Source organism: Bradyrhizobium sacchari (assembly GCF_002068095.1).
GTDB classification, from domain to species: Bacteria; Pseudomonadota; Alphaproteobacteria; order Rhizobiales; family Xanthobacteraceae; genus Bradyrhizobium; species Bradyrhizobium sacchari.
The window spans coordinates 93360-116664 of sequence record NZ_LWIG01000007.1; the positions used below are offsets into that span (position 1 = coordinate 93360).

Annotated in this window: 17 protein-coding genes and 2 pseudogenes; 7 read left to right on the forward strand and 12 right to left on the reverse strand. The window is 65.4% G+C overall.

Annotated elements, in window-relative coordinates; translation table 11 throughout:
* Positions 1-159: 159 nt before the first annotated feature.
* A complete protein-coding gene (locus tag A5906_RS06875; RefSeq protein WP_080134499.1) occupies positions 160-1107 on the reverse strand; it encodes an alpha/beta fold hydrolase in 948 nt (315 codons plus the stop codon).
* 220 nt (positions 1108-1327) lie between these two features.
* Here A5906_RS06875 and A5906_RS06880 point away from each other — a divergent pair, with 220 nt between their 5' ends.
* Positions 1328-1795, forward strand: coding sequence for an Hsp20 family protein (locus tag A5906_RS06880; protein ID WP_080135202.1), 468 nt, complete (start codon positions 1328-1330; stop codon positions 1793-1795).
* 335 nt (positions 1796-2130) lie between these two features.
* Complete coding sequence (locus tag A5906_RS06885; protein ID WP_080134500.1) at positions 2131-2901, forward strand: alpha/beta fold hydrolase; 771 nt, start codon at positions 2131-2133, stop codon at positions 2899-2901.
* 232 nt (positions 2902-3133) lie between these two features.
* On the opposite strand, the pseudogene A5906_RS43990 reads toward A5906_RS06885, so the two are convergent.
* A pseudogene (locus A5906_RS43990) lies at positions 3134-3393 on the reverse strand (hypothetical protein); the annotation flags it as partial.
* Position 3394: 1 nt separating this feature from the next.
* Positions 3395-3862: pseudogene (locus A5906_RS43995) on the reverse strand (hypothetical protein); the annotation flags it as partial.
* 491 nt (positions 3863-4353) lie between these two features.
* Here A5906_RS43995 and gltB point away from each other — a divergent pair.
* Positions 4354-9087, forward strand: a complete 4734-nt coding sequence (gene gltB / locus A5906_RS06895; protein WP_080134501.1) for a glutamate synthase large subunit — start codon at positions 4354-4356, stop codon at positions 9085-9087.
* A 145-nt stretch (positions 9088-9232) separates the two neighbouring features.
* Entirely contained in the window at positions 9233-10684 is a 1452-nt protein-coding gene (locus A5906_RS06900; RefSeq protein ID WP_080134502.1) for a glutamate synthase subunit beta, read from the forward strand.
* A 210-nt stretch (positions 10685-10894) separates the two neighbouring features.
* On the opposite strand, the gene A5906_RS06905 is transcribed toward A5906_RS06900, so the two are convergent.
* Positions 10895-12637, reverse strand: a complete 1743-nt coding sequence (locus tag A5906_RS06905) for an outer membrane beta-barrel protein (protein ID WP_080134503.1) — start codon at positions 12635-12637, stop codon at positions 10895-10897.
* Between the two features lie 193 nt (positions 12638-12830).
* On the opposite strand from A5906_RS06905, the gene A5906_RS06910 reads away from it, so the two are divergent.
* Positions 12831-13838, forward strand: coding sequence for a KpsF/GutQ family sugar-phosphate isomerase (locus A5906_RS06910; RefSeq protein ID WP_080134504.1), 1008 nt, complete (start codon positions 12831-12833; stop codon positions 13836-13838).
* Positions 13839-13947: 109 nt separating this feature from the next.
* Here the strand turns inward: A5906_RS06910 and A5906_RS06915 are convergent, their stop codons facing one another.
* Positions 13948-14505 carry a carboxymuconolactone decarboxylase family protein gene (locus A5906_RS06915; RefSeq protein WP_080134505.1) on the reverse strand — a complete coding sequence of 186 codons (558 nt, stop codon included), beginning with the start codon at positions 14503-14505 and terminating at the stop codon, positions 13948-13950.
* Between the two features lie 71 nt (positions 14506-14576).
* Between A5906_RS06915 and A5906_RS06920 the strand changes: the two genes are divergently transcribed.
* Positions 14577-14915: a winged helix-turn-helix transcriptional regulator gene (locus A5906_RS06920; RefSeq protein WP_080134506.1), complete on the forward strand. Its 339-nt coding sequence runs from the start codon at positions 14577-14579 to the stop codon at positions 14913-14915.
* Between the two features lie 117 nt (positions 14916-15032).
* On the opposite strand, the gene A5906_RS06925 is transcribed toward A5906_RS06920, so the two are convergent.
* The 4 genes from A5906_RS06925 to hemH form a co-directional block, all read right to left on the reverse strand.
* Complete coding sequence (locus tag A5906_RS06925; protein WP_080134507.1) at positions 15033-15476, reverse strand: NfeD family protein; 444 nt, start codon at positions 15474-15476, stop codon at positions 15033-15035.
* Between the two features lie 53 nt (positions 15477-15529).
* Positions 15530-16528, reverse strand: a complete 999-nt coding sequence (locus A5906_RS06930) for an SPFH domain-containing protein (RefSeq protein WP_080134508.1) — start codon at positions 16526-16528, stop codon at positions 15530-15532.
* A gap of 241 nt (positions 16529-16769) precedes the next feature.
* Positions 16770-17738, reverse strand: coding sequence for an ABC transporter substrate-binding protein (locus tag A5906_RS06935; RefSeq protein WP_080134509.1), 969 nt, complete (start codon positions 17736-17738; stop codon positions 16770-16772).
* A gap of 23 nt (positions 17739-17761) precedes the next feature.
* Positions 17762-18799: a ferrochelatase gene (gene hemH / locus A5906_RS06940; RefSeq protein WP_080134510.1), complete on the reverse strand. Its 1038-nt coding sequence runs from the start codon at positions 18797-18799 to the stop codon at positions 17762-17764.
* A gap of 82 nt (positions 18800-18881) precedes the next feature.
* Here hemH and A5906_RS06945 point away from each other — a divergent pair, with 82 nt between their 5' ends.
* Positions 18882-19280: an MAPEG family protein gene (locus tag A5906_RS06945; RefSeq protein ID WP_080134511.1), complete on the forward strand. Its 399-nt coding sequence runs from the start codon at positions 18882-18884 to the stop codon at positions 19278-19280.
* 126 nt (positions 19281-19406) lie between these two features.
* Here A5906_RS06945 and A5906_RS06950 read toward each other — a convergent pair whose 3' ends face one another.
* Genes A5906_RS06950 through A5906_RS06960 form a run of 3 tightly spaced genes read right to left on the reverse strand, consistent with a single transcriptional unit; the run spans position 19407 to position 23238 of the window.
* Entirely contained in the window at positions 19407-20522 is a 1116-nt protein-coding gene (locus A5906_RS06950; protein WP_136615026.1) for a nickel/cobalt transporter, read from the reverse strand.
* Positions 20519-21157 carry a DUF1007 family protein gene (locus A5906_RS06955; protein WP_080134513.1) on the reverse strand — a complete coding sequence of 213 codons (639 nt, stop codon included), beginning with the start codon at positions 21155-21157 and terminating at the stop codon, positions 20519-20521. The genes A5906_RS06950 and A5906_RS06955 overlap by 4 nt, the downstream gene beginning before the upstream one ends.
* Entirely contained in the window at positions 21157-23238 is a 2082-nt protein-coding gene (locus tag A5906_RS06960; RefSeq protein ID WP_080134514.1) for a M3 family metallopeptidase, read from the reverse strand. The genes A5906_RS06955 and A5906_RS06960 overlap by 1 nt, the downstream gene beginning before the upstream one ends.
* Positions 23239-23305: the final 67 nt, after the last annotated feature.

The following is a 23305-nucleotide window of genomic DNA, read 5'->3' on the forward strand; positions in this document are numbered from 1 at the left end:
GCGAGCGCAGCGAAGCAATCCAGAATCTTTTCGCGGAGGGACTCTGGATTGCTTCGCTGCGCTCGCAATGACGGAGAATGAGGATTCCGCGCAAGTCCAACTCTCACCGCCCTCGCGGAGCCCCTTCCCTCTCAAGGGAGGGAGCGCACCGTTACCTTCTCACTTGAACAGCGGCGTGCCCGGCACGAAGGCGTCGAAGGCGGCCCAGAACTGGGAGCGGTAGCGGTCCTGCTCCTGGAGTATCTCGTGCTTGGAACCTGCGATCACGAGATGCGAGCCGGCGCGCAAATGGTAGGCGAACTCCTCGATCGCCGCGGTCGAGACCACGGTGTCGTTGGAGGCCGCCAGCATCAGGATCGGCTGGCGGATCTCGGAGGGGTAGTTCATGCCCTTGAAGGTGCGCATCGCGCGGAAGGCGGTATCGGCCCACGCGACCGTCGGTGACGCCAGCCCGAGTGTCGGGTCCTCCTCCAGGATCGCGGCGTTGCGCGCATAGCGCACGGGATCGCTGGTCAGGGGATTGTTGATGAAGGGGTCGAGCCCGGTGATGCGATCGCTGCCGCCAGGGACGTAGCGGCCGCCCATTCCCATCAGTCGCATCGTCCTCAGCAGCGTCCGCGCCGGAAGCGCGGTGGTGCGGCCGGGCAGATCGATCATCGGCGCCGACAGCACCATGCGGTCGAACCAGCGCTTGCCGGCATGCGCCACGCGCAGCAACACCGTGCCACCCATGGAGTGTGCAAGCGCGAAGAAGGGTGGCGGGCAATCCGGCAGCACCACCTGCTGCACGAAGGTCTCGACGTCGATCTCGAAATCGGAGAAGTCGCGCACATAGCCCTTGCGCGGATCGCGCAGGCGGCGCGACGAATGGCCCTGTCCGCGCCAGTCGATCATCGCCACCGCGAAGCCGCGGTCGCGCAGGTCACGCACGGTCTCGAAATATTTCTCGATCTGCTCGCTGCGCCCGGTGAAGACACAGACCGTGCCCTTGCGGCCCGCCGGCGGCGCCCAGCGCGCAAAGCGCAGCTCGGCGCCATCGGGGGTCTTGATGGTGCCGCTGACGACGTTTTCGGGAACGGGATTGGACGGGATCGAGAGCAGCGTCATGATTGGAGGTGCTTGGGCGCAAAGTGCTGCAAATCAAGTGGCGGGAGCGCCGAAAAGGCGCCTATCCCGCCCTCTTGAACGCCGTCTCACCCCACCCATATCACCTTCGTGCAGGCCGCTACCAGTGTTTCGGAACCGGAACATCAGGCTGCACACAGAACTAAAGCCCGGCCCGATGGCGGGCGGGTTACCCAACAGTCGCTCAATGGAGGACTTGACCATGCGTAGCTACGATCTCACCCCGTTCTATCGTTCCACCGTCGGCTTCGACCGTCTGTTCAACCTGCTCGACCAGGCCAGCTCTGACGGCAGCCCCGGCTATCCCCCCTACAACATCGAGCGTACCGGCGAGAACGCCTACCGCATCACCGTCGCGGTCTCGGGCTTTGCCAAGGACGAGCTCTCCATCGTCGCGAAGGAAAACACGCTGACGATCAAGGGCGAGAAGGTCGCCAACGAGAACTCGAAATCCGAAGTGCTCTACCGCGGCATCGCCGCGCGCGCCTTCGAGCGCGCCTTCCAGCTTGCCGACTTCGTGCAGGTGAAGGACGCCTCGCTCGAGAACGGGCTGCTTCACGTCGATCTCGTCCGCGAGATTCCCGAGGCCAAGAAGCCGCGCCAGATCGCGATCAACACCAGCGCCCCGAAGGCGCAGGTGATCGAGAGCTCGGCCGCGCAAGCCGCCTAAGCAGCACACGACTTCCAGGTTGCGAAAACGCCCCGGTGCCCCGGGGCGTTTTTTGCCGTCGTCCCGGCGCCTCCCCAGCGTCGTCCTGGCGAAAGCCAGGACCCCTACCGCGAGGTCTGTCGGATGGGCCCGGTAGGAATCCCGAACGAATGGTCTTCGCCAAACATCTCCCTGGGGTAATGGGTCCTGGCTTTCGCCAGGACGACACCGATTGCTGTGCGACCTTGTTGCAGACATTTCACTGCTGCACCGCATCACAGACTGGTGAGCCGCGTAACGCCGCGGCCGCTTGCTCCGTCCTTTGGGCATCGAACCCAAGAACACGGAGAACGATCATGACTTTCTGGCGCAGCCTTTTCGTCGCCGCGAGCCTGCTGGCGGCCCCCATCAGCCTTGCTCATGCGCAGACACCGCAGACGGTGAAAGCGAAGAACGTCGTGCTGGTGCACGGCGCCTGGGCTGACGGATCTAGCTGGTCGGAGGTGATCCCGATCCTTCAGGCCGCGGGCCTCAACGTCACCGCCGTGCAAAATCCACTGTCGTCGCTTGCCGATTCCGTCGAGGCGACGAAACGCGCGCTGGCCGAGCAGGATGGTCCGACCGTGCTGGTCGCGCACTCCTGGGGCGGCACCGTGATCAGCCAGGTCGGCACCGACCCGAAAGTCACCGGCCTTGTCTATGTGGCCGCACGCGCGCCCGATGCGAACGAGGATTTCGTCGCACTGTCGAAGCAGTTTCCGACCGGCCCCGCACGCGCCGGCATCGTCGAGCGCGACGGCTACACAAAACTGTCGGAAGACGCCTTCCTGAAGTATTTCGCCAATGGCGTGAAGCCGGAGCAGGCCAAGGAGCTCTACGCCGTGCAATGGCCGACAGCGGCCTCGATCTTCGCCGGCCGCACCACGGAAGCGGCATGGCACAGCAAGCCGAGCTGGTACGCGGTGTCGAAGAACGACTACACCATCAATCCCGACTTCGAACGCTTCCTCGCCAAGCGCATGAACGCCACCACGGTCGAGCTCGATGCCGGCCACCTCTCGCTGGTGTCGCACCCGAAGGAGGTGGCGAATTTGATCCTGGACGCTGCGGGGTATCCGCGGAGTTGAGGTGATTGCGTGAATGCAAAAGGCGCCCGAGTTGTTCGGGCGCCTTTTGTTTTGCCCTGTTCTCTTCCCAACGTCATCCCGGCGGAGGCCGGTACCCATAACCACAGGGAGAAGTTTGGCGAAGCTTCGGAGTTCGGTACTCCCTCCGCGCCCAATCGATGCACCTCGCGGTATGGGTCCCGCCTTCGCCGGGGCGACACCGTTCGTGAGGTGACGCTCTCGCGTCCAACGCTCAATCCAGCCCCTGCGCCGCCGGCATCTCCTGCGTCGGCTGGATCGTCGGAGCAGGCTTGGCCTGTCCGACTGGGGGCGCGGCCTCGGCAGGCTTGGCCTGTACGGCCGCAGTTTGCTGCGCAGGCGGAGCCAGCGGCGCCTGGGCCTGCTGCACCGCTGGCTCGACCGGCTTCGCCGCCGCGACCGGCGCCTCGCCGCGTGGCGGAGCCGCCTTGGGCAGCGGCACGGTACGCTTCGCGACATTCGGGATCGAGGCCGNACGGATCATGGTTGGCGGCGGCAGCGCGCTTTGCGGGCCGTAAGGCGCGACCGTGGGCTGCTCATAGGCCGGAGCCATGCCGTAGGCATCGGCCGCCGGCATGAAGCGGATGATCCGGCCGTCGCGGGCGTCGATCACGAGCCGGCCGTCGTCGCCGCGGCGGTCGATCACCGCGATGGTGTAGACGCTGCCGCGCAGCCGCGGGATGCCGAGCGGTGAGAAGCCGTTGTCGCGCAAGACCGCGTAGACCTCCGTTGGCGGCAGCAGTGCCGGGGCCGGACCACGCTCGTCATAGCCATAGCCGTAGCGCGGCGGCAGCGCGGCTTCCGGCGGCGCATAGGGACCGTCGAAGTCCGACACCGCGATCACCGCCCCTCCCGCAATACCGTTAGCCGGAACCTGCCCTTGAGCAGCGCTTATGGCCAGTGCCAGCGCGGCGGCAGCCACACATCCTGTGAAAAACTTCATGGTCAAGACGCTCCTGTCTGACCCGGGACGCGGCGCGCTCTTTCGCTTCTTGCGGCGTGGCGCGCCTTCCGAAGGGTCGATCCGAAGCTTCATTGGGGAATTCGGCGTCCGCAGGGCCGGATCAGGGCGCGTTTGCTTCAAAACCGGGGCCGCGCAACTTTCGGAAAGCGATTGATTGACATATCGGGAATCGGGACTTCCGCGCGCTTGTGTGGTAGACAAAAATTTGGCAAGGTGATGGTTAGGACAGGAAAGCTGTCTCAATTTTGCTTGCGATTCCGGCATAGGGATTGCAACGAAAGTTGGTGCTCTCGAGCGCCAAGAAGGCAACAGGCAAAGCCGTTCTCGGGGACGAAGAACGCCTAGGCCTGAATTTAAGAAAATGCGGCTCGCAGCGGACGAGCGGTGACCCAGAGGCGGGTGCCGCGGAACGCCCAAGGTGCGCCGAAGATGGCGGTGAGACAGCTTGCCGCACGGAGAGGACAGGAACAATGAACGGGTCGCAATTCGAGCGCGCAAACATCGTGGCAGAAGAGCTGTCGGCGACGGTCGCCTCGAAAACGACCGATCCGATTCAGGAACACAATTCGCGCCCGCCGGCCGAAGGTCTCTACGACCCCAGCCTCGAGAAGGACTCTTGCGGCGTCGGTTTCATCGCCAACATCAAGGGCAAGAAGTCGCACGAGATCGTCTCTGACGCGCTGAGCATCCTCTGCAACCTCGAGCATCGCGGCGCTGTCGGCGCTGACCCGCGCGCCGGTGACGGCGCCGGCATCCTGGTGCAGATCCCGCACGCCTTCTTCAGCCGCAAGGCCAAGGAGCTCGGCTTTGCACTGCCGGCTCCGGGGGAATACGCCATTGGCGCGCTGTTCATGCCGCGCGACACCGCCTGGCGCAACGTCATCAAGAGCATCATCGCCGACCAGATCAAGGAAGAGGGCCTGACCCTGCTCGGCTGGCGCGACGTGCCGACCGACAATTCCTCGCTCGGCGTCACCGTGAAGCCGACCGAGCCCGCCTGCATGCAGGTGTTCATCGGCCGCAACGGCACCGCCAAGACCGAGGACGAGTTCGAGCGCCGGCTCTACATCCTGCGCAAGTCGATCTCGCAGGCTATCTACCAGCGCCGCGACCGCGGCCTCGCCGGCTATTACCCGTGCTCGATGTCCTGCCGCACCGTGATCTACAAGGGCATGTTCCTCGCCGACCAGCTCGGCAAGTACTATCCCGATCTGCACGAGAAGGATTTCGAGAGCGCGCTCGCCCTCGTTCACCAGCGCTTCTCGACCAACACGTTCCCGGCGTGGTCGCTGGCGCATCCCTATCGCATGATCGCCCATAACGGCGAGATCAACACGCTGCGCGGCAACGTCAACTGGATGGCGGCGCGCCAGGCCTCGGTGAGCTCCGAGCTCTACGGCAAGGACATCAACCGGCTCTGGCCCATCTCTTACGAAGGCCAGTCGGACACCGCCTGCTTCGACAACGCGCTCGAATTCCTGGTGCAGGGCGGCTACTCGCTGCCGCACGCCGTCATGATGATGATTCCGGAGGCGTGGGCCGGCAATCCCCTGATGGATGAGAAGCGCCGCGCCTTCTACGAATACCATGCCGCGCTGATGGAGCCGTGGGACGGCCCCGCCGCGATCGCCTTCACCGACGGCCGCCAGATCGGCGCCACGCTCGACCGCAACGGCCTGCGGCCGGCGCGCTATCTCGTGACCAAGGACGACCGCATCGTGATGGCGTCCGAGATGGGCGTGCTGACGATCCCCGAGGACCAGATCATCACCAAGTGGCGCTTGCAGCCCGGCAAGATGCTGCTGGTCGACCTCGAGCAGGGTCGTCTCATTCCCGACGACGAGATCAAGGCCGAGCTCGCCAAGAGCCATCCCTACAAGGAGTGGCTGGAGCGGACCCAGATCGTGCTGGAAGAGCTGCCGAAGGTTCCGACCACCGGCGTGCGCTCGAACTTGTCGCTTTTGGATCGCCAGCAGGCGTTCGGCTACAGCCAGGAAGACATCACCATCCTGATGACGCCGATGGCGGCTACGGGCGAAGAGGCCGCGGGCTCGATGGGCAACGACACGCCGATCTCGGCGCTGTCGGACAAGGCAAAGCCGCTATTCACCTACTTCAAGCAGAACTTCGCGCAAGTCACCAATCCGCCGATCGACCCGATCCGCGAGGAGCTGGTGATGAGCCTCGTCTCCATCATCGGGCCGCGGCCGAACCTGTTCGACCTCCAGGGCATGGCCACGACCAAGCGCCTCGAAGTGCGCCAGCCGATCCTGACCGACGCGGACCTGGAAAAGATCCGCTCGATCTCCGATGTGGCCGAGTCGCACTTCAAGTCGCGGACCCTGGACACCACCTTCCACGCCGGTCTCGGCGCGGCCGGCATGGACCAGGTGCTGGACGAGCTCTGTGCGCGCGCTGAAAGCGCGGTGCGCGAGGGCGTCAACATCATCATCCTGTCCGACCGCATGGTCGGCACCGACCGCGTGCCGATCCCGGCACTGCTGGCCTGCGCCGCCGTGCATCATCATCTGATCCGCGTCGGACTGCGCACCTCGGTCGGCCTCGTCGTCGAATCCGGCGAGCCGCGCGAAGTGCATCACTTCGCCTGCCTCGCCGGCTACGGCGCCGAAGCGATCAATCCGTACCTGGCGTTCGAGACCATCATCGCGATGAAGGACCGCCTGCCCGGCTCGCTCGACGACTACGAGATCGTCAAGCGCTACATCAAGTCGATCGGCAAGGGCCTGCTCAAGGTGATGTCCAAGATGGGCATCTCGACCTACCAGTCCTATTGCGGCGCGCAGATCTTCGACGCGGTCGGCCTCAAGGCGGACTTCGTGTCGAAGTTCTTTGCCGGCACGCATACCCGCGTCGAAGGCGTCGGTCTTGCCGAGATCGCCGAAGAGGCCGTGCGCCGCCATGCCGACGCGTTCGGCGAGGCGCTGGTCTACAAGGGCGCGCTCGACGTCGGCGGCGAATATGCCTATCGCAGCCGCGGCGAGGACCATGCCTGGACCGCCGAATCGGTGTCGCTGCTGCAGCACGCCGCGCGCGGCAATTCGCAGGAGCGCTATCGCGCCTTCGCCAAGATCCTCAACGAGCAGTCGGAGCGTTTGCTGACCCTGCGCGGCCTATTCCGGATCAAGAACGCCGAGGAAGAGAAGCGCAAGCCGATCCCGCTCGAGCAGGTCGAGCCGGCCAAGGAGATCGTCAAGCGTTTCGCCACGGGCGCGATGAGCTTCGGCTCGATCTCGCGCGAGGCGCACACCACGCTCGCGATCGCCATGAACAGGATCGGCGGCAAGTCGAACACCGGCGAAGGCGGCGAGGAAGCCGACCGCTTCAAGCCGATGCCGAACGGCGATTCGATGCGCTCGGCGATCAAGCAGGTCGCCTCAGGCCGCTTCGGCGTCACCACGGAGTATCTCGTCAACTCCGACATGATGCAGATCAAGATGGCGCAGGGCGCCAAGCCCGGCGAAGGCGGCCAGCTGCCGGGCCACAAGGTCGACGCCACCATCGCCAAGGTCCGGCACTCGACGCCGGGCGTCGGCCTGATCTCGCCGCCGCCGCACCACGACATCTATTCGATCGAGGACCTGGCGCAGCTCATCTACGACCTCAAGAACGTCAACCCGACGGGCGACGTTTCGGTCAAGCTCGTCTCCGAGATCGGTGTCGGCACGGTCGCGGCGGGCGTCGCCAAGGCGCGCGCCGACCATGTCACCATCGCCGGCTTCGAGGGCGGCACCGGCGCTTCGCCGCTGACCTCGATCAAGCACGCGGGCTCGCCGTGGGAGATTGGTCTTGCCGAAACCCACCAGACCCTGGTGCGCGAGCGGCTGCGCAGCCGCATCGTGGTCCAGGTCGACGGCGGCTTCCGCACCGGACGTGACGTCGTGATCGGCGCGCTGCTCGGCGCCGACGAGTTCGGCTTCGCCACCGCCCCCTTGATTGCGGCCGGCTGCATCATGATGCGCAAATGCCATCTCAACACCTGCCCGGTCGGCGTCGCGACGCAGGACCCCGTCCTGCGCAAGCGCTTCACCGGCCAGCCCGAGCACGTGATCAACTACTTCTTCTTCGTTGCGGAGGAAGTCCGCGAGATCATGGCTTCGCTCGGCTTCCGCACCTTCAACGAGATGGTCGGCCAGGTTCAGCTGCTCGACCAGACCCGTCTGGTCGCGCACTGGAAGGCCAAGGGCCTCGATTTCTCGAAGCTGTTCGTCAAGCAGAAGGAAGAGAAGGGCCAGAAGATCTATCACTCCGAGCGCCAGAACCATCATCTGGAGGCGGTGCTCGACCGCACGCTGATCGAGAAGGCGCAGCCCGCGCTCGACCGCGGCGCGCCGGTGAAGATCGAGGCCACGATCAACAGCACCAACCGTTCCGCCGGCGCCATGCTGTCGGGCGCGGTCGCCAAGATCTATGGCCATGCCGGCCTGCCGCAGGACACCATCCACGTCAGCCTCAAGGGCACCGCCGGCCAGGCCTTTGGCGCGTGGCTTGCCAATGGCGTCACCTTCGAGCTCGAGGGTGAAGGTAACGACTATGTCGGCAAGGGGCTTTCGGGCGGCAAGATCATCGTCAAGCCGCCGGCGAACTCGGCAATCGTACCGGAAGAGAGCATCATCGTCGGCAACACCGTGATGTACGGCGCGATCCAGGGCGAGTGTTACTTCCGCGGCATCGCCGGCGAGCGCTTTGCCGTGCGCAACTCGGGCGCGGTTGCGGTGGTCGAGGGCGCGGGCGATCATTGCTGCGAATACATGACCGGCGGCATCGTGGTCGTGCTTGGCAAGACCGGGCGCAACTTCGCGGCCGGCATGTCCGGTGGCATCGCCTATGTGCTCGACGAGACCGGCGACTTCGACAAGCTGTGCAACATGGCGATGGTCGAGCTCGAGCCGGTGCTGTCGGAAGAGCTGATCAACGCCGGCACTTATAATCACTCCGGTGACCTCGAGGCGCACGGCCGGGTCGACGTGTTCAAGAACCTGCTCGCCTCCGACGTCGAGCGGCTGCACGTCCTGATCTCGCGCCATGCCAAGGCGACCGGCTCCAAGCGCGCCACCGAGATCCTTGCCAACTGGAAGGACTGGCTGCCCAAATTCCGCAAGGTGATGCCGGTCGAGTACCGGCGCGCGCTGCGCGAAATGGCCGCCAACGCGGACGCCGAGCCGAAAATCGCGATCGGGGCGTAAGAGTATCAGCGCCCGTCATTGCGAGCGCAGCGAAGCAATCCAGACTTCCTCCTGAGCAACAGACTGGATTGCTTCGTCGCTTCACTCCTCGCAATGAGGGTTGAAGAAGCAACAAACGAATTAAGCGGCAGGGACTTCGGGTTTAATGGGCAAGATCACGGGTTTTCTGGAAATCGAACGGCACGACCGCAAGTACACCCCGGTCGCCGAGCGCGTGAAGCATTACAACGAGTTCGTCGTTCCCTTGAGCGAGAAGGAAGTGCGCGACCAGGCCGCGCGCTGCATGAACTGCGGCATTCCCTATTGCCACGGCACCGGTTCGGTCGCGCCGGGCACGCCCGGCTGCCCGGTTAACAACCAGATCCCCGACTGGAACGATCTCGTCTATCAGGGCAATTGGGAAGAAGCCTCGCGCAATCTGCACTCGACCAACAATTTCCCCGAATTCACCGGCCGCATCTGCCCGGCGCCGTGCGAAGCATCCTGCACGCTCAACATCGACGACAACCCTGTCACCATCAAGACCATCGAATGCGCGATCGTCGACCGCGCCTGGGACAATGGCTGGCTGAAGCCGGAAGTCGCCGCGCAGAAGACCGGCAAGAAGGTCGCCGTGATCGGCTCGGGCCCGGCCGGCATGGCCTGCGCCCAGCAGCTCGCGCGCGCCGGCCACGACGTGCATGTCTACGAGAAGTACGCCAAGGCCGGCGGCCTGCTGCGCTACGGCATTCCCGACTTCAAGATGGAGAAGGGCGTCATCGACCGCCGCGTCAAGCAGATGGAAGGCGAAGGCGTCACCTTCCACTACAACAGCCATGTCGGCGCTGACGGCAATGTCGATCCGCGCGAGATGCTCAACGAGTATGACGCGGTGGCGCTGACCGGCGGCGCGGAAGCTCCGCGCGACCTGCCGATCCCCGGCCGCGATCTCCAGGGCATCCACTACGCCATGGACTTCCTGCCGCAGCAGAACCGCCGCGTCTCCAGCGAGCCCCTGAACGGCGTCCAGGAGATTCTGGCCGGCGGCAAGCATGTCGTCGTCATCGGCGGCGGCGACACCGGCTCGGACTGCATCGGCACCTCGCTGCGCCAGGGCGCGCTGTCGGTGACCCAGCTCGAGATCATGCCCGCGCCGCCCGAGCGTGAGAACAAGGCCCTGACCTGGCCGAACTGGCCGCTGAAGATGCGCACCTCCTCCAGCCAGGCCGAAGGCGCCGTCCGCGAATACGCCGTGCTGACCCAGAAGTTCTCGGGCGAGAACGGCCAGGTCAAGAAGCTGCACTGCGTGCGCGTCGACGACAAGTTCAAGCCGATTGCCGGCACCGAGTTCGAGCTCGATGCCGAGCTCGTCTTGCTCGCCATGGGCTTCGTCCACCCCGTTCACGAGGGCCTGCTCAAGATGCTCGCGGTCGAGCTCGACCCGCGCGGCAACGTCAAGGCCAACACGCTGGACTACCAGACCTCGCGCCCGAACGTGTTCACCGCCGGCGACATGCGCCGAGGCCAGTCGCTGGTGGTCTGGGCCATCCGCGAGGGCCGGCTGTGTGCCCGGTCGATCGACACGTTCCTGATGGGGAAGACGGATCTGCCGCGCTGAGCGAGGCACTCGGCTCGCACCGCTGCTAGTTCAACAAACGGTGTCATCGCCCGGCTTGACCGGGCGATCCAGTATTCCAGAGAAGTCAAACGTATCCGGATAGGCCACGGCGTACTGGATGCCCCGGGCAAGCCGGGGCATGACAGCGGAGTGAGCAGAGAGAGCTGAGCCAACTAGGCCATACGCTCGAGCGCGCCTCAGCGTTGCCCCTCAATTCTGCAGCCTCACGCCCAGCATCACCACAGTCCCCTGCGAGCTTGACCCCGCCTGATTCGAATCAAGGATGTCGTGCCGCAGCGTGCCCTTGATCCAGACGTTGCGGTTTAGCTTGTAGATCAGATTGCCTTCGAGCGAGTAGGTTTTGTCGTTGCGGCCCTGGTTCTGGTAATCGTAGGTGCCGTAAGTGAACTTGCCTATTGCCGTGAGCCAGCGGCGGAAGTCGTGATCGACTTCGGCGGCGTAGGTGTGCACGAGCACGCCGGATGAGCCGGGGATCGTGGTCTCGTTGATCTGCGTGTCGGTGAAGAGTTTCACCGTGGTGAGGCCGCTCGCATTCCAGATCAGCGAGCCCGCGGTGAGGAAGCCGGAGAGCTGGCTGAGGCGCGGATCGGTATAGTTGCGTGCGGAGTAGCCGACCGAGATCTCGCCGGTGAGGATGCGCGAGAATTCGAAGGACGAGCCGACCTTCGCATAGCCGCCGTTCGAATCGCGCAAGAAGCCGTTGCGGTCGGCGGCCTGGTCGTGGACGCGGGTGTCGCCCTGGATCTCGACGAACGGCTTCAGCCCCGGCTTCAGCTCGTAGGAGAAGCGGCCGACGCCGCCATACTGGTTGAAGTCGCGGTCGTTGTTGCCAGAGGTCGAGCCGTCGGTGAGCTTCGAGTCCGTGTAGGCGGTGCGATCCACGGTGGCGCCGGCGGCGACCTGGAAGCGGTTGAAGGTCTGGTCGAAGCCGATCGTCGTGCCGTAGGCGGCGTAGACAGGATATTTCTGCAGGCCGGCCTGCACGTTGGGGCTGCCGGGATTGTCGGTGGCGAGCCGCAGACGGAGCTGCGAGGTCAGCTTGAGATCGCGGTCGACGTCGAGGCGGCCGTCGACATGGCCGGTGAAATCAGGACGGTCGATCTCGACCGGCGAGGGCGAGGCGAAGCCGTCGATGGTCGCCGGCATGTTGTTGGTGTAGCCCGAGAACGAGCCGCGCAGATCCGCGACCAGCGCGTGGCGCTCCCAGTCGGACGCGACAAGGAGATCAGGCGCGACGACATAGACCGGCGAGCCGACCGGCTTGTTCAGGCGCGCCGGGTTGGTGTCATAGCCGGCGGAGAGCTCGAGCCCGCCCTTGATCAGGAAGCTGCCGGCATAATCGCCGACCGCGCCGAAGGCGTCGTCATCGGCCTTGAGGCGGCGGCGCAGCGGCTGGCCCGGCACGTTGCCGGCCATCGCCGGGGCGACCGGCGTCTTGTGCGCATTCTCGGACGGCGGCGGCGCGATGCGCGGCGGTCCCAGCGTCCTGACCGGCGTTGCCGGCGGCGGCGGCGAACCCGGGCCGAGCGGGCGCTTCGGCTTCGATTGGCCAGGATAGAGTTTGGGCTGCTGCCGCTTGCGATTCAGCGAGTCGTAGCCGGAGCCGCTGGCCCCGTTGGCGGCTGGCAGGCCGTAGGTCGGGATCTGGCCGACACGGGAGGTCGCGGGCGCCTGCTGGCTCTTGCGCGGGTCGGCATTCGGATCGGGCAGCGTCGGCAGCGCATCCGAGGGCGCCTGCGGCACGGCCGCGGTACGGCGCGTCGGCAGCGTGTCGGGTGAGGCAAAGCCGCCGCGGCTGGGATTGAAAAGGTCGGGGGTGAGGCTCTGGGCGGCCGCCGGGGCGCTACCGAGGGCCGTCAGCGCGAAGCACGGCAAAGCGGCGCGCAGGAAATGCGCGCGTTTGCTCCGGCCCCTGCCTGGAGACGACCCCACGATAAAATAACTCCAACGAAATCAAGCACTTTCACGACGGCCTCCGACCGGCTGGCGGGAACCCATCGTTAATGGAGTTAAAACAATTATGGTTAATGACCGGTTGAGGGCATTGGCGCGCTCGTCGCCTCAAACGCGGCGGCGTGCTAAGCAGGCGCCAACGGGCGAACGCCCCTCCTCCCTGGACCTGAACATGCCGAGTTCGAAACCGCTGATGACCCAATCATCCGGCTCCATCCCTGACAGCGTCGTATCCGCGCTCCGCACCTTGGAGACGGAGAGCGGCGGTATCAACGCCCTCGCCGCCGCGCTGCGCGGCCCGCTGGGCGCGAGCTTCGCCAAGGCGGTGGACCTGATCCGCAACGCCAAGGGCCGCGTCATCGTCACCGGGCTCGGCAAGTCCGGCCACATGGCGCGCAAGATCGCGGCGACGCTGGCCTCGACCGGCACGCCGGCCTTCTTCGTCCACACCGCGGAGGCCGCCCATGGCGACCTCGGCATGATCACCACCGATGACGTCATCATGGCGCTGTCCTGGTCCGGCGAGCAGCCGGAGATGAAGACGCTGGTGAACTATTCGGCGCGCTTTGCGATTCCCATGATCGCGGTGACGTCGAACGCTGCGTCCTCGCTCGGCCAGGCCGCCGACATCGTGATCGAGCTGCCCAAGGCCCGCGAGGCCTGCCCGCACAATCTGGCGCCGACCACCTCGACCATGATGCAGGTGGCGATCGGCGATGCCATCGCGATCGCGCTGCTCGAAGGCCGCGGCTTCACCGCGCTGGAATTCGCCCATTTCCACCCCGGCGGCAAGCTGGGCGCGATGCTGAAATTCGTCCGCGACTACATGCGCACCGGCGCGGAGATCCCGCTCAAGCCCGAAGGCACCAAGATGTCGGACGCCGTCGTCGAGATGTCGGCGAAAGGCTTGGGGTGTGTCTGCATCGTCAACGACGCGGGCGAGGCCGTCGGCATCATCACCGACGGCGATCTGCGCCGCCACATGCGGCCCGACCTGCTGACCGTGACGGTCGACGAGATCATGACCAGGCAACCGAAGTCCGTGCCGCCCTCGATGCTGGCGAGCGAGATGATCGAGGTGCTGAACACCCGCAAGATCACCACGCTGCTGGTGACCGAGGCGAACAAGGTGGTGGGCATCGTGCATCTGCACGATCTGCTGCGCGCGGGTGTGGCTTAAGGCACGCTATTTCCGCCTCGTCATTGCGAGCGTAGCGAAGCAATCCAGATTGCCGCCGCGGAAGCACTCTGGATTGCTTCGTCGCAAGAGCTCCTCGCAATGACGGCGGTTAGAGCGGCGCCGAAAACCGCGCCGCCTTCTCCTCCAGCGGCAGCCGCAGCCCGTTCGCGAGATACGACACCGTGCGGTAGAAGCCGCACAAGAGCACGATCTCCAGGATCTGCGCCTCGTCGTAATGCGCCGAGAGTGCGGTGAACTCCTCGTCCGCGAATGTCGCGCGGTGATGCAGCGCATCGACGGCCGCGATCAACGCCTGCTCCGCCGGAGACCAACAGGCCGATGTCGCATCGCCCTGCACGGTGGCACGGACCTCCTCCTCGGTAAGCTTGGCCGGCCCGGCGAAAATCGCGACATGCACGCCCCATTCATATTCGCAACTGTTGAGCGCGCAGGTGCGATCGATGACGATCTCGCGCTGGCGCAGAGACAGCGGCCCGGGATCGAGCAGTCCGCCGGCGCGGAACTTGTCCCAGGCGCGACTGTGACCGGCGATCACCCGGAACAGCACCAGCGGCGGCGCGCCGCGCATGATGCGGTCGAACTGCGCCTGGATCTCCGGGGGATAAGGCGGAGTGAGCGGGGCAATGCGCGGCATGGCTTCGGACATGGGCCAATTCCCTTGCTACATTTATCGTAGCAGCACGCTACATTATATGTAGCACGACGCAAGAGGCGACGATAGTGAAACAGGCAAGCTCCAAGACACGCAGCGTCCGCGGCTCGCGCACGGGCCGGCCGATCATGGCGCTGCTCGACCTGCTCGGCCGGCGCTGGAGCTTGCGGATATTGTGGGAGTTGCGCGAAGAGCCCCTCACCTCGCGAGCCCTGCGCGCCGCCTGCGACGAGGCTTCGCCGACGGTGCTGCAAGCGCGGCTGACGGAGCTGCGCGAAGCGGGATTCGTCGAACTCGGCGACGGCGGCGGCTATGGGCTGACGGTACTGGGGCGGGAGTTGTGCGAGACGTTCATGCCACTGCACCGGTTTGCGGAGAGGTGGCGCAGCAAGAGCGGTGTCTGAATTTCGCGATGTCGCCTCAACAGACTCGTCATCGCGGGCGAAGCGAAGCAATCCAGAATCTCTCCGCGGAAGCAGTCTGGATTGCTTCGTCGCAAGAGCTCCTCGCAATGACGGCGGCTACGCCGCCGCGACCGTCAGGTTCGCGCCATCCACCTGCACCACCTTGACCCGCGTGCCCGCCGGCGTATCCGGGCCGGCAACGCGCCATACCGTATCGCCGATGCGCACGGTGCCGTTGCCGTCGATGATCGGCTTTTCCAGCGTGAACTCGCGCCCGAGCAGCGCCTCGGTGCGCTTGTTGAGGAACGGGCTTGCGCTCTCATCCACCTTGGGCCGCGCGAGGCGGCGCCAGACCGGGACGGCCGCGGCGGCGAACACCGCGAACATCACGAGCTGGATCTGCCAGGACAGATGGACGGCGAACGAGATCAGGCCCACCAGCAAGGCAGCGAGCCCGAGCCAGAACAGGAAGACGCCCGGCGCGATCGTCTCCAGCGCCATCAGGATGAAGCCGAAGATCAGCCAGTTCCAGGTGCCGAGCGATACGAACATGTCGGACATGACACGACCTCTTTGAAATGACGCAGGCCCCTTTTTGGCCGGCGCATCATCCGTTACTGCTGCGGCACGGACGGCGGTGTCGGGCCGGACGACGGCACCGAGCCGCCGCGGCGAGCCGCGGCTGCGGCCGAAGCCGCGCTTTCGCCGAACGTTGCCTTGGCGATCTCGCCGATGCCGGCGAGCGAGCCGAGCATGCTGGTGGCTTCCATCGGCAGCATGATGATTTTCTGGTTCGGCGCGTCCGCGAACTGACCGAATGCCTTGATATACTTGTCGGCGATGAAATAGTTCAACGCGGCAACGTCGCCCTTGGCAATGGCTTCCGACACCGCCTGCGTCGCCTTGGCTTCGGCCTCGGCCAGACGCTCGCGCGCCTCGGCGTCGCGGAAGGCGGCCTCGCGGCGGCCTTCGGCCTGGAGGATCTGGCCCTGCTTGGCGCCCTCGGCGCGCAAGATCTCCGACTGGCGCTGGCCCTCGGCGGCGAGGATGTCTGCGCGCTTGACGCGCTCGGCCTTCATCTGCCGGCCCATGGCCTCGACGAGATCGGCCGGCGGCACGATGTCCTTGATCTCGATGCGGTTGACCTTGACGCCCCAGGGCGAGACCGCGGCATCGACCACGCGCAAGAGGCGCTCGTTGATCTCGTCGCGGTGTGACAGCACCTGGTCGAGATCCATCGAGCCCATCACCGAGCGGATGTTGGTCATGGTCAGCACCGTGATGGCCTGGTTGAGATTGGCGACCTCATAGCTCGCTTTCGCGGCATCGAACACCTGGAAGAAGGCGACGCCGTCCACCGTCACCGTGGCGTTGTCCTTGGTGATCACCTCCTGCTCGGGAATGTCGATCACCTGCTCCATCATGTTGATCTTGCGTCCGACGCGATCGAAATAAGGCACGATCAAATTGAGCCCGGGGCTCAGCGTCTGGGTGTATTTGCCGAACCGCTCGATGGTCCAGTCATAGCCCTGCGGCACCGTTTTCACGCCGGCAATCAGCGTGACGATGACGAGCAACACCAGAACAATCGCAAAAATATCGAAACCGCTCATAACTCCTCCAAGGCGGAAAGGAAGCCGGGAAAAAGCCCTTTCCGGCGCTGTCATTGGTCGGGATCACGACCCTACCGGTTCAGCGGTCGCAATTCACGTCGGTATCAGCGCAATTCTGCACAAGACGTTGGGGAAGAGGATGGACACGATATGTATTTGCCGGCAGCTCTTGAAAGCGTGTAGCCGCAGACCTAGCAGCGGAAATTAACGAATTCGGACCTGACGTCGGCCGCGAACAGCTTCACTCGATGACCTCGTTCGCGACTGCGAGCAGTCCCGGGGAAAGTGTGACGCCGAGCGCCTTGGCCGCCTTGAGGTTGACCGCGAGCTCGAACTTAGTGGGGTTCTGGACTGGCAGGTCGGCTGCCTGCGCGCCCTTGAGGATACGGTCGATATAGCCCGCGGCGCGCCGCAGCTGCTCGGCGCTGTCGGTGCTGTAGGACATCAGCCCGCCCTCCTCGACGAAGGTGCGGCTCCAGAACACCGCCGGCACGCGCGCCTGCGCGATCGCCGCGAGGAGCTGCGCGCGGTTGGCCATGGTGAAGAAGTCCGGCAGGATCAGCAGCCCGCCGTCCTGCCGCGACGCCAGCGCCGCGATCGATGCGGCGCCATCGACCGGCGCAGGTTCGACCGCCACGTGAAGCGTCCGTGCAGCATCCTCGATCGTGCGCAGCATCAGGGGGGCGAACGGCGCGGTGGCGGGATTGTAGACAACGGAGACGCGGGACAGTTTCGGCGTGACCTGGGTCAGCATCTCCAGCCATTTGCCGGCCAGCGGGCCGTCGTAATCCGTAAAGCCGGTGATGTTGCCGCCGGGATGCGCGAGGTTTTTGACAAAGCCCTGGCTGACGGGGTCGGTGACCACAGCGAACACGATCGGGATCGTCGTGGTGCGCCGGCGCAGCTCTTCGACCGAGGGCGTGCCGACCGCGAGCAGGATGTCGGGCTTCAGCGCGATCAGCTCATCGGCGAGCTCGGCGATCCGCGCACGGTCGCCTGCGCCGCTCCGCCAGTCAACCTTGAGATTCGCGCTCTCCTTCCAGCCATGGGCCGCGAGCGCCTCGACCAGGATGGCGCTGCGCGTCTGCCCGATGGCATCGTCGGCGGCAGTGACCGAGAGTACGCCGAGCCGGCGTGCGGGCTGCTGCGCCAGCACCGATGACGGCAGCGCCGCGGCCATCCCAAGCGCCAGGAGCTCGCGGCGATTCACGGGCACTCTCTCCTCCAGGCTCGTTAGATCCAGCCCTGGAGCTCGCGCAGCACCAGGGAGCGGATCACGTCCATGCCTGGTTCGCTGTCGTTGAGACAGGGAATCGCGGAAAACTGTTCACCGCCATTGTGCTTGAAGATCTCGGCGTTCTCCTGCGCGATCTCCTCCAGCGTCTCCAGGCAGTCGGCGGAAAAGCCCGGCGTCACCACCGCGATGCGGCGCACGCCTTCCTTGCCAAGCCGCTCCATGGTCTTGTCGGTATAGGGCTGCAGCCACTCGTCATTGCCGAAGCGCGACTGGAAGGTCAGCAGCAGTTTTGTTGCATCCATGCCGAGCCGGCGGCGCAGCGCCTCGGTGGTGGCAATGCAGTGCTGCTGATAGGGATCGCCCTTGTCGACATAGGATTTCGGCATGCCGTGAAAGGAGGCGACGATCAGCTCGGGCTTGAACGGAAGCGTTGCCAGATGCGTCTCGATCGAGATGGCGAGCGCCTCGATATAGGTTTCGTCCTCGTAGTAAGGCGGCGTCACCCGCAGGGTCGGCTGGTTGCGCAGCCGCGCGAGCACGCGGAACACCTCGTCGCAGACGGTGGCCGAGGTCGAGGCGGAATATTGCGGATAGAGCGGCGCGGCGAGAATGCGCTCGCAACCCTCAGCGATCAGCGCGTCGATGCCCGCCTTGATCGAGGGATTGCCGTAGCGCATCGCCCAGTCCACCGCGACGTTGCTGCGATCCGACAGCGCGGCGGCAAGCTTGTGGGCTTGCGAGCGCGTGATGGTCTTCAGCGGCGACTCGTTCTTCTCGGTGTTCCAGATCTTGCGGTAGTCGAGCGCCTTGGTGCGGGGACGGCTGCGCAGGATGATTCCGTTCAGCACCAGCTTCCAGATCAGGCCCTGGTCCTCGATGACGCGGGCATCCGAGAGGAACTCCTTGAGGTAGACCCGGACGCCGGGGGCGTCAGCCGTATCGGGCGTGCCCAGATTGATCAGGAGCACGCCGACGCGCGGCAGGGCGGATCGGGTGGCCGGGTTCGCAGTCTCGAGGGGGACGACGCTGTTCATGGCTCGTTGGGTCGCGCGTTGGTCCGAACTTGTCAAGATGAGGGCGGTTTCGCTAGGGTCGCACCCAAGCGGGGGAGGGACGATGACGCTCGCGGAATGGTGCGTATTCGGGGCGCTACTGCTCTATCTGTCCACGATCGCCTCGATCAAATGGATCAGGTTTCGCCGCTTCGACAATTCACGGCCGCGCGATCCCGCCTTCTATGAGGACGCTATCGCACAGCGCGCCCTCGGCGCCCACCAGAACGGCATCGAGACCTTCCCGTTCTTCTCCTTCGCGGTGCTGCTCGCCGAATTCAGGGACTCGCCGCAACGCCTGATCGACGAGCTCGCCGCGTTGTTCCTGATCGTGCGCATCGCCTATGTGCTGACCTATCTCGGCAACCGCCCGACGCTGCGCTCGATCCTCTGGAGCATCGGCTTTGCGATCAATCTCGGGATCTTCTTCATGCCGCTGCTGAAGCGGTTTCTGCCGATGTGAGACAGTGTGTCCCGGACACGGTACAGCGCGCTTGCGCTGCTCCGCAGAGCCGGGACCCAGAAGGCCGGCTCTGCAGCGCACCGTCGAAGGGACGCTGCGCTGCGTCCGGGGCACGAGACCTTCGCCTCAAAAACACGTCGTCCGTTCGGCCGCGATGTAGCCGAACAAGAGGCCCGCGCCGAACAGCAGCACCAGCGCGGCGGCACCGAATTCGATGCCGCGCATGAACAGCGCGCCGCCGCCGTCGCGGCCGGCGCTGAGGCGCGCGGCGACGTCCTTGGCGGAGACGGCGATAACAGCGATGGCCGCGACCGTGATCGCGGTGCCGAGCCCCATCAGGAAGGTCGCGGCGATGCCGGCCCAGAACAGCCCCTGGGCCAGCGCAAACACCAGCACCAGGATCGCACCCGAGCAAGGGCGGATGCCGACGGTGAGGATGGCGGCAAAACCGCGCCGCCAGCCGCCGGGGCCGGCCAGCTCGCTCGGGGTCGGCCCATGGGAATGGCCGCAATGCTCCTCATGGACGTGGTCGTGCCCGTGATGGTCATGGGCGTGAGCATGATCGTGGTGGTGGTGATCATGGCCATGATGATCATGCGCGTCGTGATGATGGTGATGGCCGTGATCGTGGTCATGCGGCACGCCCGCCATCGCCGGCACCGGCTGGACCGCCTGCAGCGCGCGGAGGAAGGTGCGGCCCTTGACCCAGACGAGGCGCAGACCGAACAGCGCGATCAGGGCGTAGCTCGCGATCTCGATCACGCTCTCAGCCTTGCACATCGTCTTTGCGGTCGCATTCAGGATCCAGGCCGAAATGCCGACGATCAGGATCGCCACCAGCGACTGCATCAGCGCCGAGGCAAAGGACAGCGCGATGCCGCGCCGCGCGGTCTCGCGGTTGGCGACCAGGTAGGAGGCGATCACCGCCTTGCCGTGGCCGGGGCCGGCGGCATGGAAGATGCCATAGGCGAACGAGATGAAGAGCAGCGTCCACACCGCCGAGCCGTCGGACTTCGCCGCGCGGATGGTCGACGACATCTGCCGATAGAATTCGGACTGCTTCGCCAGAAGCCAGCCGATGAGGCCACTCGCTTCAGGCTCGGCCGCCTGCCCGGGCCGCGGTGCGCCGAACGGATTTTGCGCGAAGAGATCGTGAAACGCGGCATCGGCCACGATCACGACCAGCAGAACGGCGGCGCAGGCGATCAGCCCGCGGGTGAGCGGGGGGAGATGCTGCTTCAAGGGCAATCCACCGTGATCTTGTTGGCGAACATCATGCCGAAATTGCTGTTCTCGCCGTTCAGGAAGGTCTGCTCGTTGAGCTTCTGGGCGGTGGCCGAGCCGTCGCTGGGACGATCGAGCTTCATCTGGCAGCCCGCGGGCGCGCCGACCAGCTTGACCGGATTGTCCTTGGCCATCTGGAAGTCGATGAAGAACGAGCGGTCGAACACTTCGAGCACCAATTGCCTGGGCTTGACCGGGTTCTTCAGCGGCAGCGTGAAGTGCAGCGTCAGCACCGTGTCCTTGTAGTCGAGGAAATAGTCGACCGGCTCGTTGAACCGCTCCTTCTTGCCGTCAGCCTTGGCGAAGGTGAAATAGGCATATTCCTTCAGCGACTCGACATTGGTCTGCGCCAGCGGCCCGAGCTCCTCGCGCGTATAGGTGCCCTTGGTCTTGCTCTCGAGCCCCTGCACCGCATAGGCAGAGAACATGTCGTCGAAGGTCCAGGCGTGGCGCACACCGGTGATGCTGCCGTCCGGAGCGTAGACCAATTCGCTGGTCGCGGTGATCCAGACGTGCGGGTGCGCCTGCGCCGCACCCGCCGCGAGCGTGAGGCCGGCGGCAAGCAGCCATCCGAACAGGGCGCGCATCCGCATCAGGCCGCCTTGGCGTCGTCGAGCAGGCCGCGGCGGCGCAGCAGCGCGTCCGGCTCCGGCGGACGGCCGCGGAAGGCCTCGTAGGCCGCCTCCGGATCGACCGATCCGCCGCTCGAATAGATGTCGTCATGCAGGCGTTTGGCGACGGCCGGATCGAAGATGTCGCCGGCTTCCTCGAACGCGCCGAAGGCATCGGCGTCCATCACCTCCGACCACATGTAGCTGTAATAGCCGGCGGCGTAGTGGTCGCCGGTGAAGATGTGACCGAACTGCGTGGGACGGTGACGCAGCGCGATCTCCTCGGGCATGCCGATCTTCTCCAGCTCCTTTTTCTCGAAGGCCCGGACATCCTGCGCCGCGGCGGCCGGCTGGGTGTGGAATTCGAGATCGACCAGCGCCGAGGAGACGAACTCGACCGTGGCAAAGCCCTGGTTGAACTTTCGCGCGGCCAGGAAGCGCTGCAGCAGGTCGTCGGGCAGCGGCTCGCCGGTCTGGTAGTGACGGGCGAACTTCCGCAGCACCTCGGGCCGCTCCTGCCAATGCTCGTAGAGCTGGGACGGCAGCTCGACGAAGTCGGTGAACACGGATGTGCCCGACAGCGAGGGATAGGTCACGTTGGAGAGCATGCCGTGCAGGCCGTGGCCGAACTCGTGGAACAGGGTGCGTGCGTCATCGGGCGACAGCAGCGCGGGCTCGCCGTCGGCCCCCTTGGCGAAATTGCAGATGTTGAGAACCAGCGGCGTAACGTCGCCGTCGAGCTTCTGCTGGTCGCGCAGCGAGGTCATCCAGGCGCCGGAGCGTTTCGAGGGCCGGGCGAAGTAGTCGCCGTAGAACAGCGCCTTGTGCTTGCCGTCCGGCCCCTTCATCTCCCAGACCCGAACGTCGGGGTGCCAGACCGGGACGTCCTTGCGCTCCTCGAAGGTGACGCCGAACAGGCGCGTGGCACAGTCGAAGGCCGCGGCGATCATGTGGTCGAGGGCGAGATACGGCTTGATCGCGGAATCGTCGAAATTGGCACGCCGCAGGCGCAGCTTCTCGGCGTAGAAACGCCAGTCCCAGGGGGCGAGCTTGAAATTGCCGCCCTCCTCCGTGATCAGCGCCTGCATCTCGTCGCGGTCGGCGAGCGCCCGGGCGCGGGCCGGCTTCCAGACCCGCTCCAAAAGGCTCCGCACCGCCTCCGGCGTCTTGGCCATGGAATCCTCGAGCCGGTAGGCGGCGTAGGTCGGGTAGCCCAGAAGGTTGGCGCTCTCCTCGCGCAGCTTCAGGACCTCGACGATGGTCGCGTTGTTGTCGTTGGCATTGCCGTTGTCGCCGCGCGCGATGAAGGCCTTGTAGACCTTCTCGCGCAGGTCACGCCGGGCCGAGCTCTTCAGGAACGTCTCGACCGAGGAACGCGACAGCGTGACGATGGCCTTGCCGGCCATGCCGCGCTCTTCCGCCGCAGCCCTGGCGGCGGCGATGAAGCTCTCCGGCAGGCCCTGGCGGTCGGCCTCCCCGAGCTCCATGAACCAGTCCTGTTCGTCGCCGAGCAGATGATGGCTGAAGCCGGTGCCGAGCTGGGCCAGCCTCTCGTTGATCTCGGCCATCCGGGTCTTGGCCTCCTCCGAGAGGCCGGCGCCGGCGCGGTGAAAGCGGGTGTAGGTGCGCTCCAGCAGGCGGAGCTGCTCGGGCGTGAGGCCGAGATTGGCGCGGTTCTCGTGCAGCTGGGCGATGCGACCAAACAGCACGGCGTTCATCATGATCGGATTCCAGTGCCGCGCCATCCGCAAGGAGACCTCCTTGTCGATCTCCAGGATGGCCGGGTTGGAATGCGCCGAGACGAGGTCATAGAACACCGCCGCGACCTTGCTCAGCAGCTTGCCGGAGCGCTCCAGCGCCGTGATGGTGTTGGCGAAGTCGGCCGCAGCGGGATCATTGGTGATGGCCGCGATCTCGGCGGAGTGATCGGCGAAGGCCTGCTCGAAGGCCGGCAGGAAGTGCTCCGGCTTGAACTCGTCGAAGGGCGGGGTCGCAAACGGCGTCACCCAGGCCTTCAGCAGCGGATTGGTCCCGGAGTCCGTGGTTTGGCGGGGTTCTGACATCGCAAGTCCCAGTTTTTGTGGCTCGATTGTTGCGGCCAGCTATAGCACGCGATGGGGCTTTTTTGGG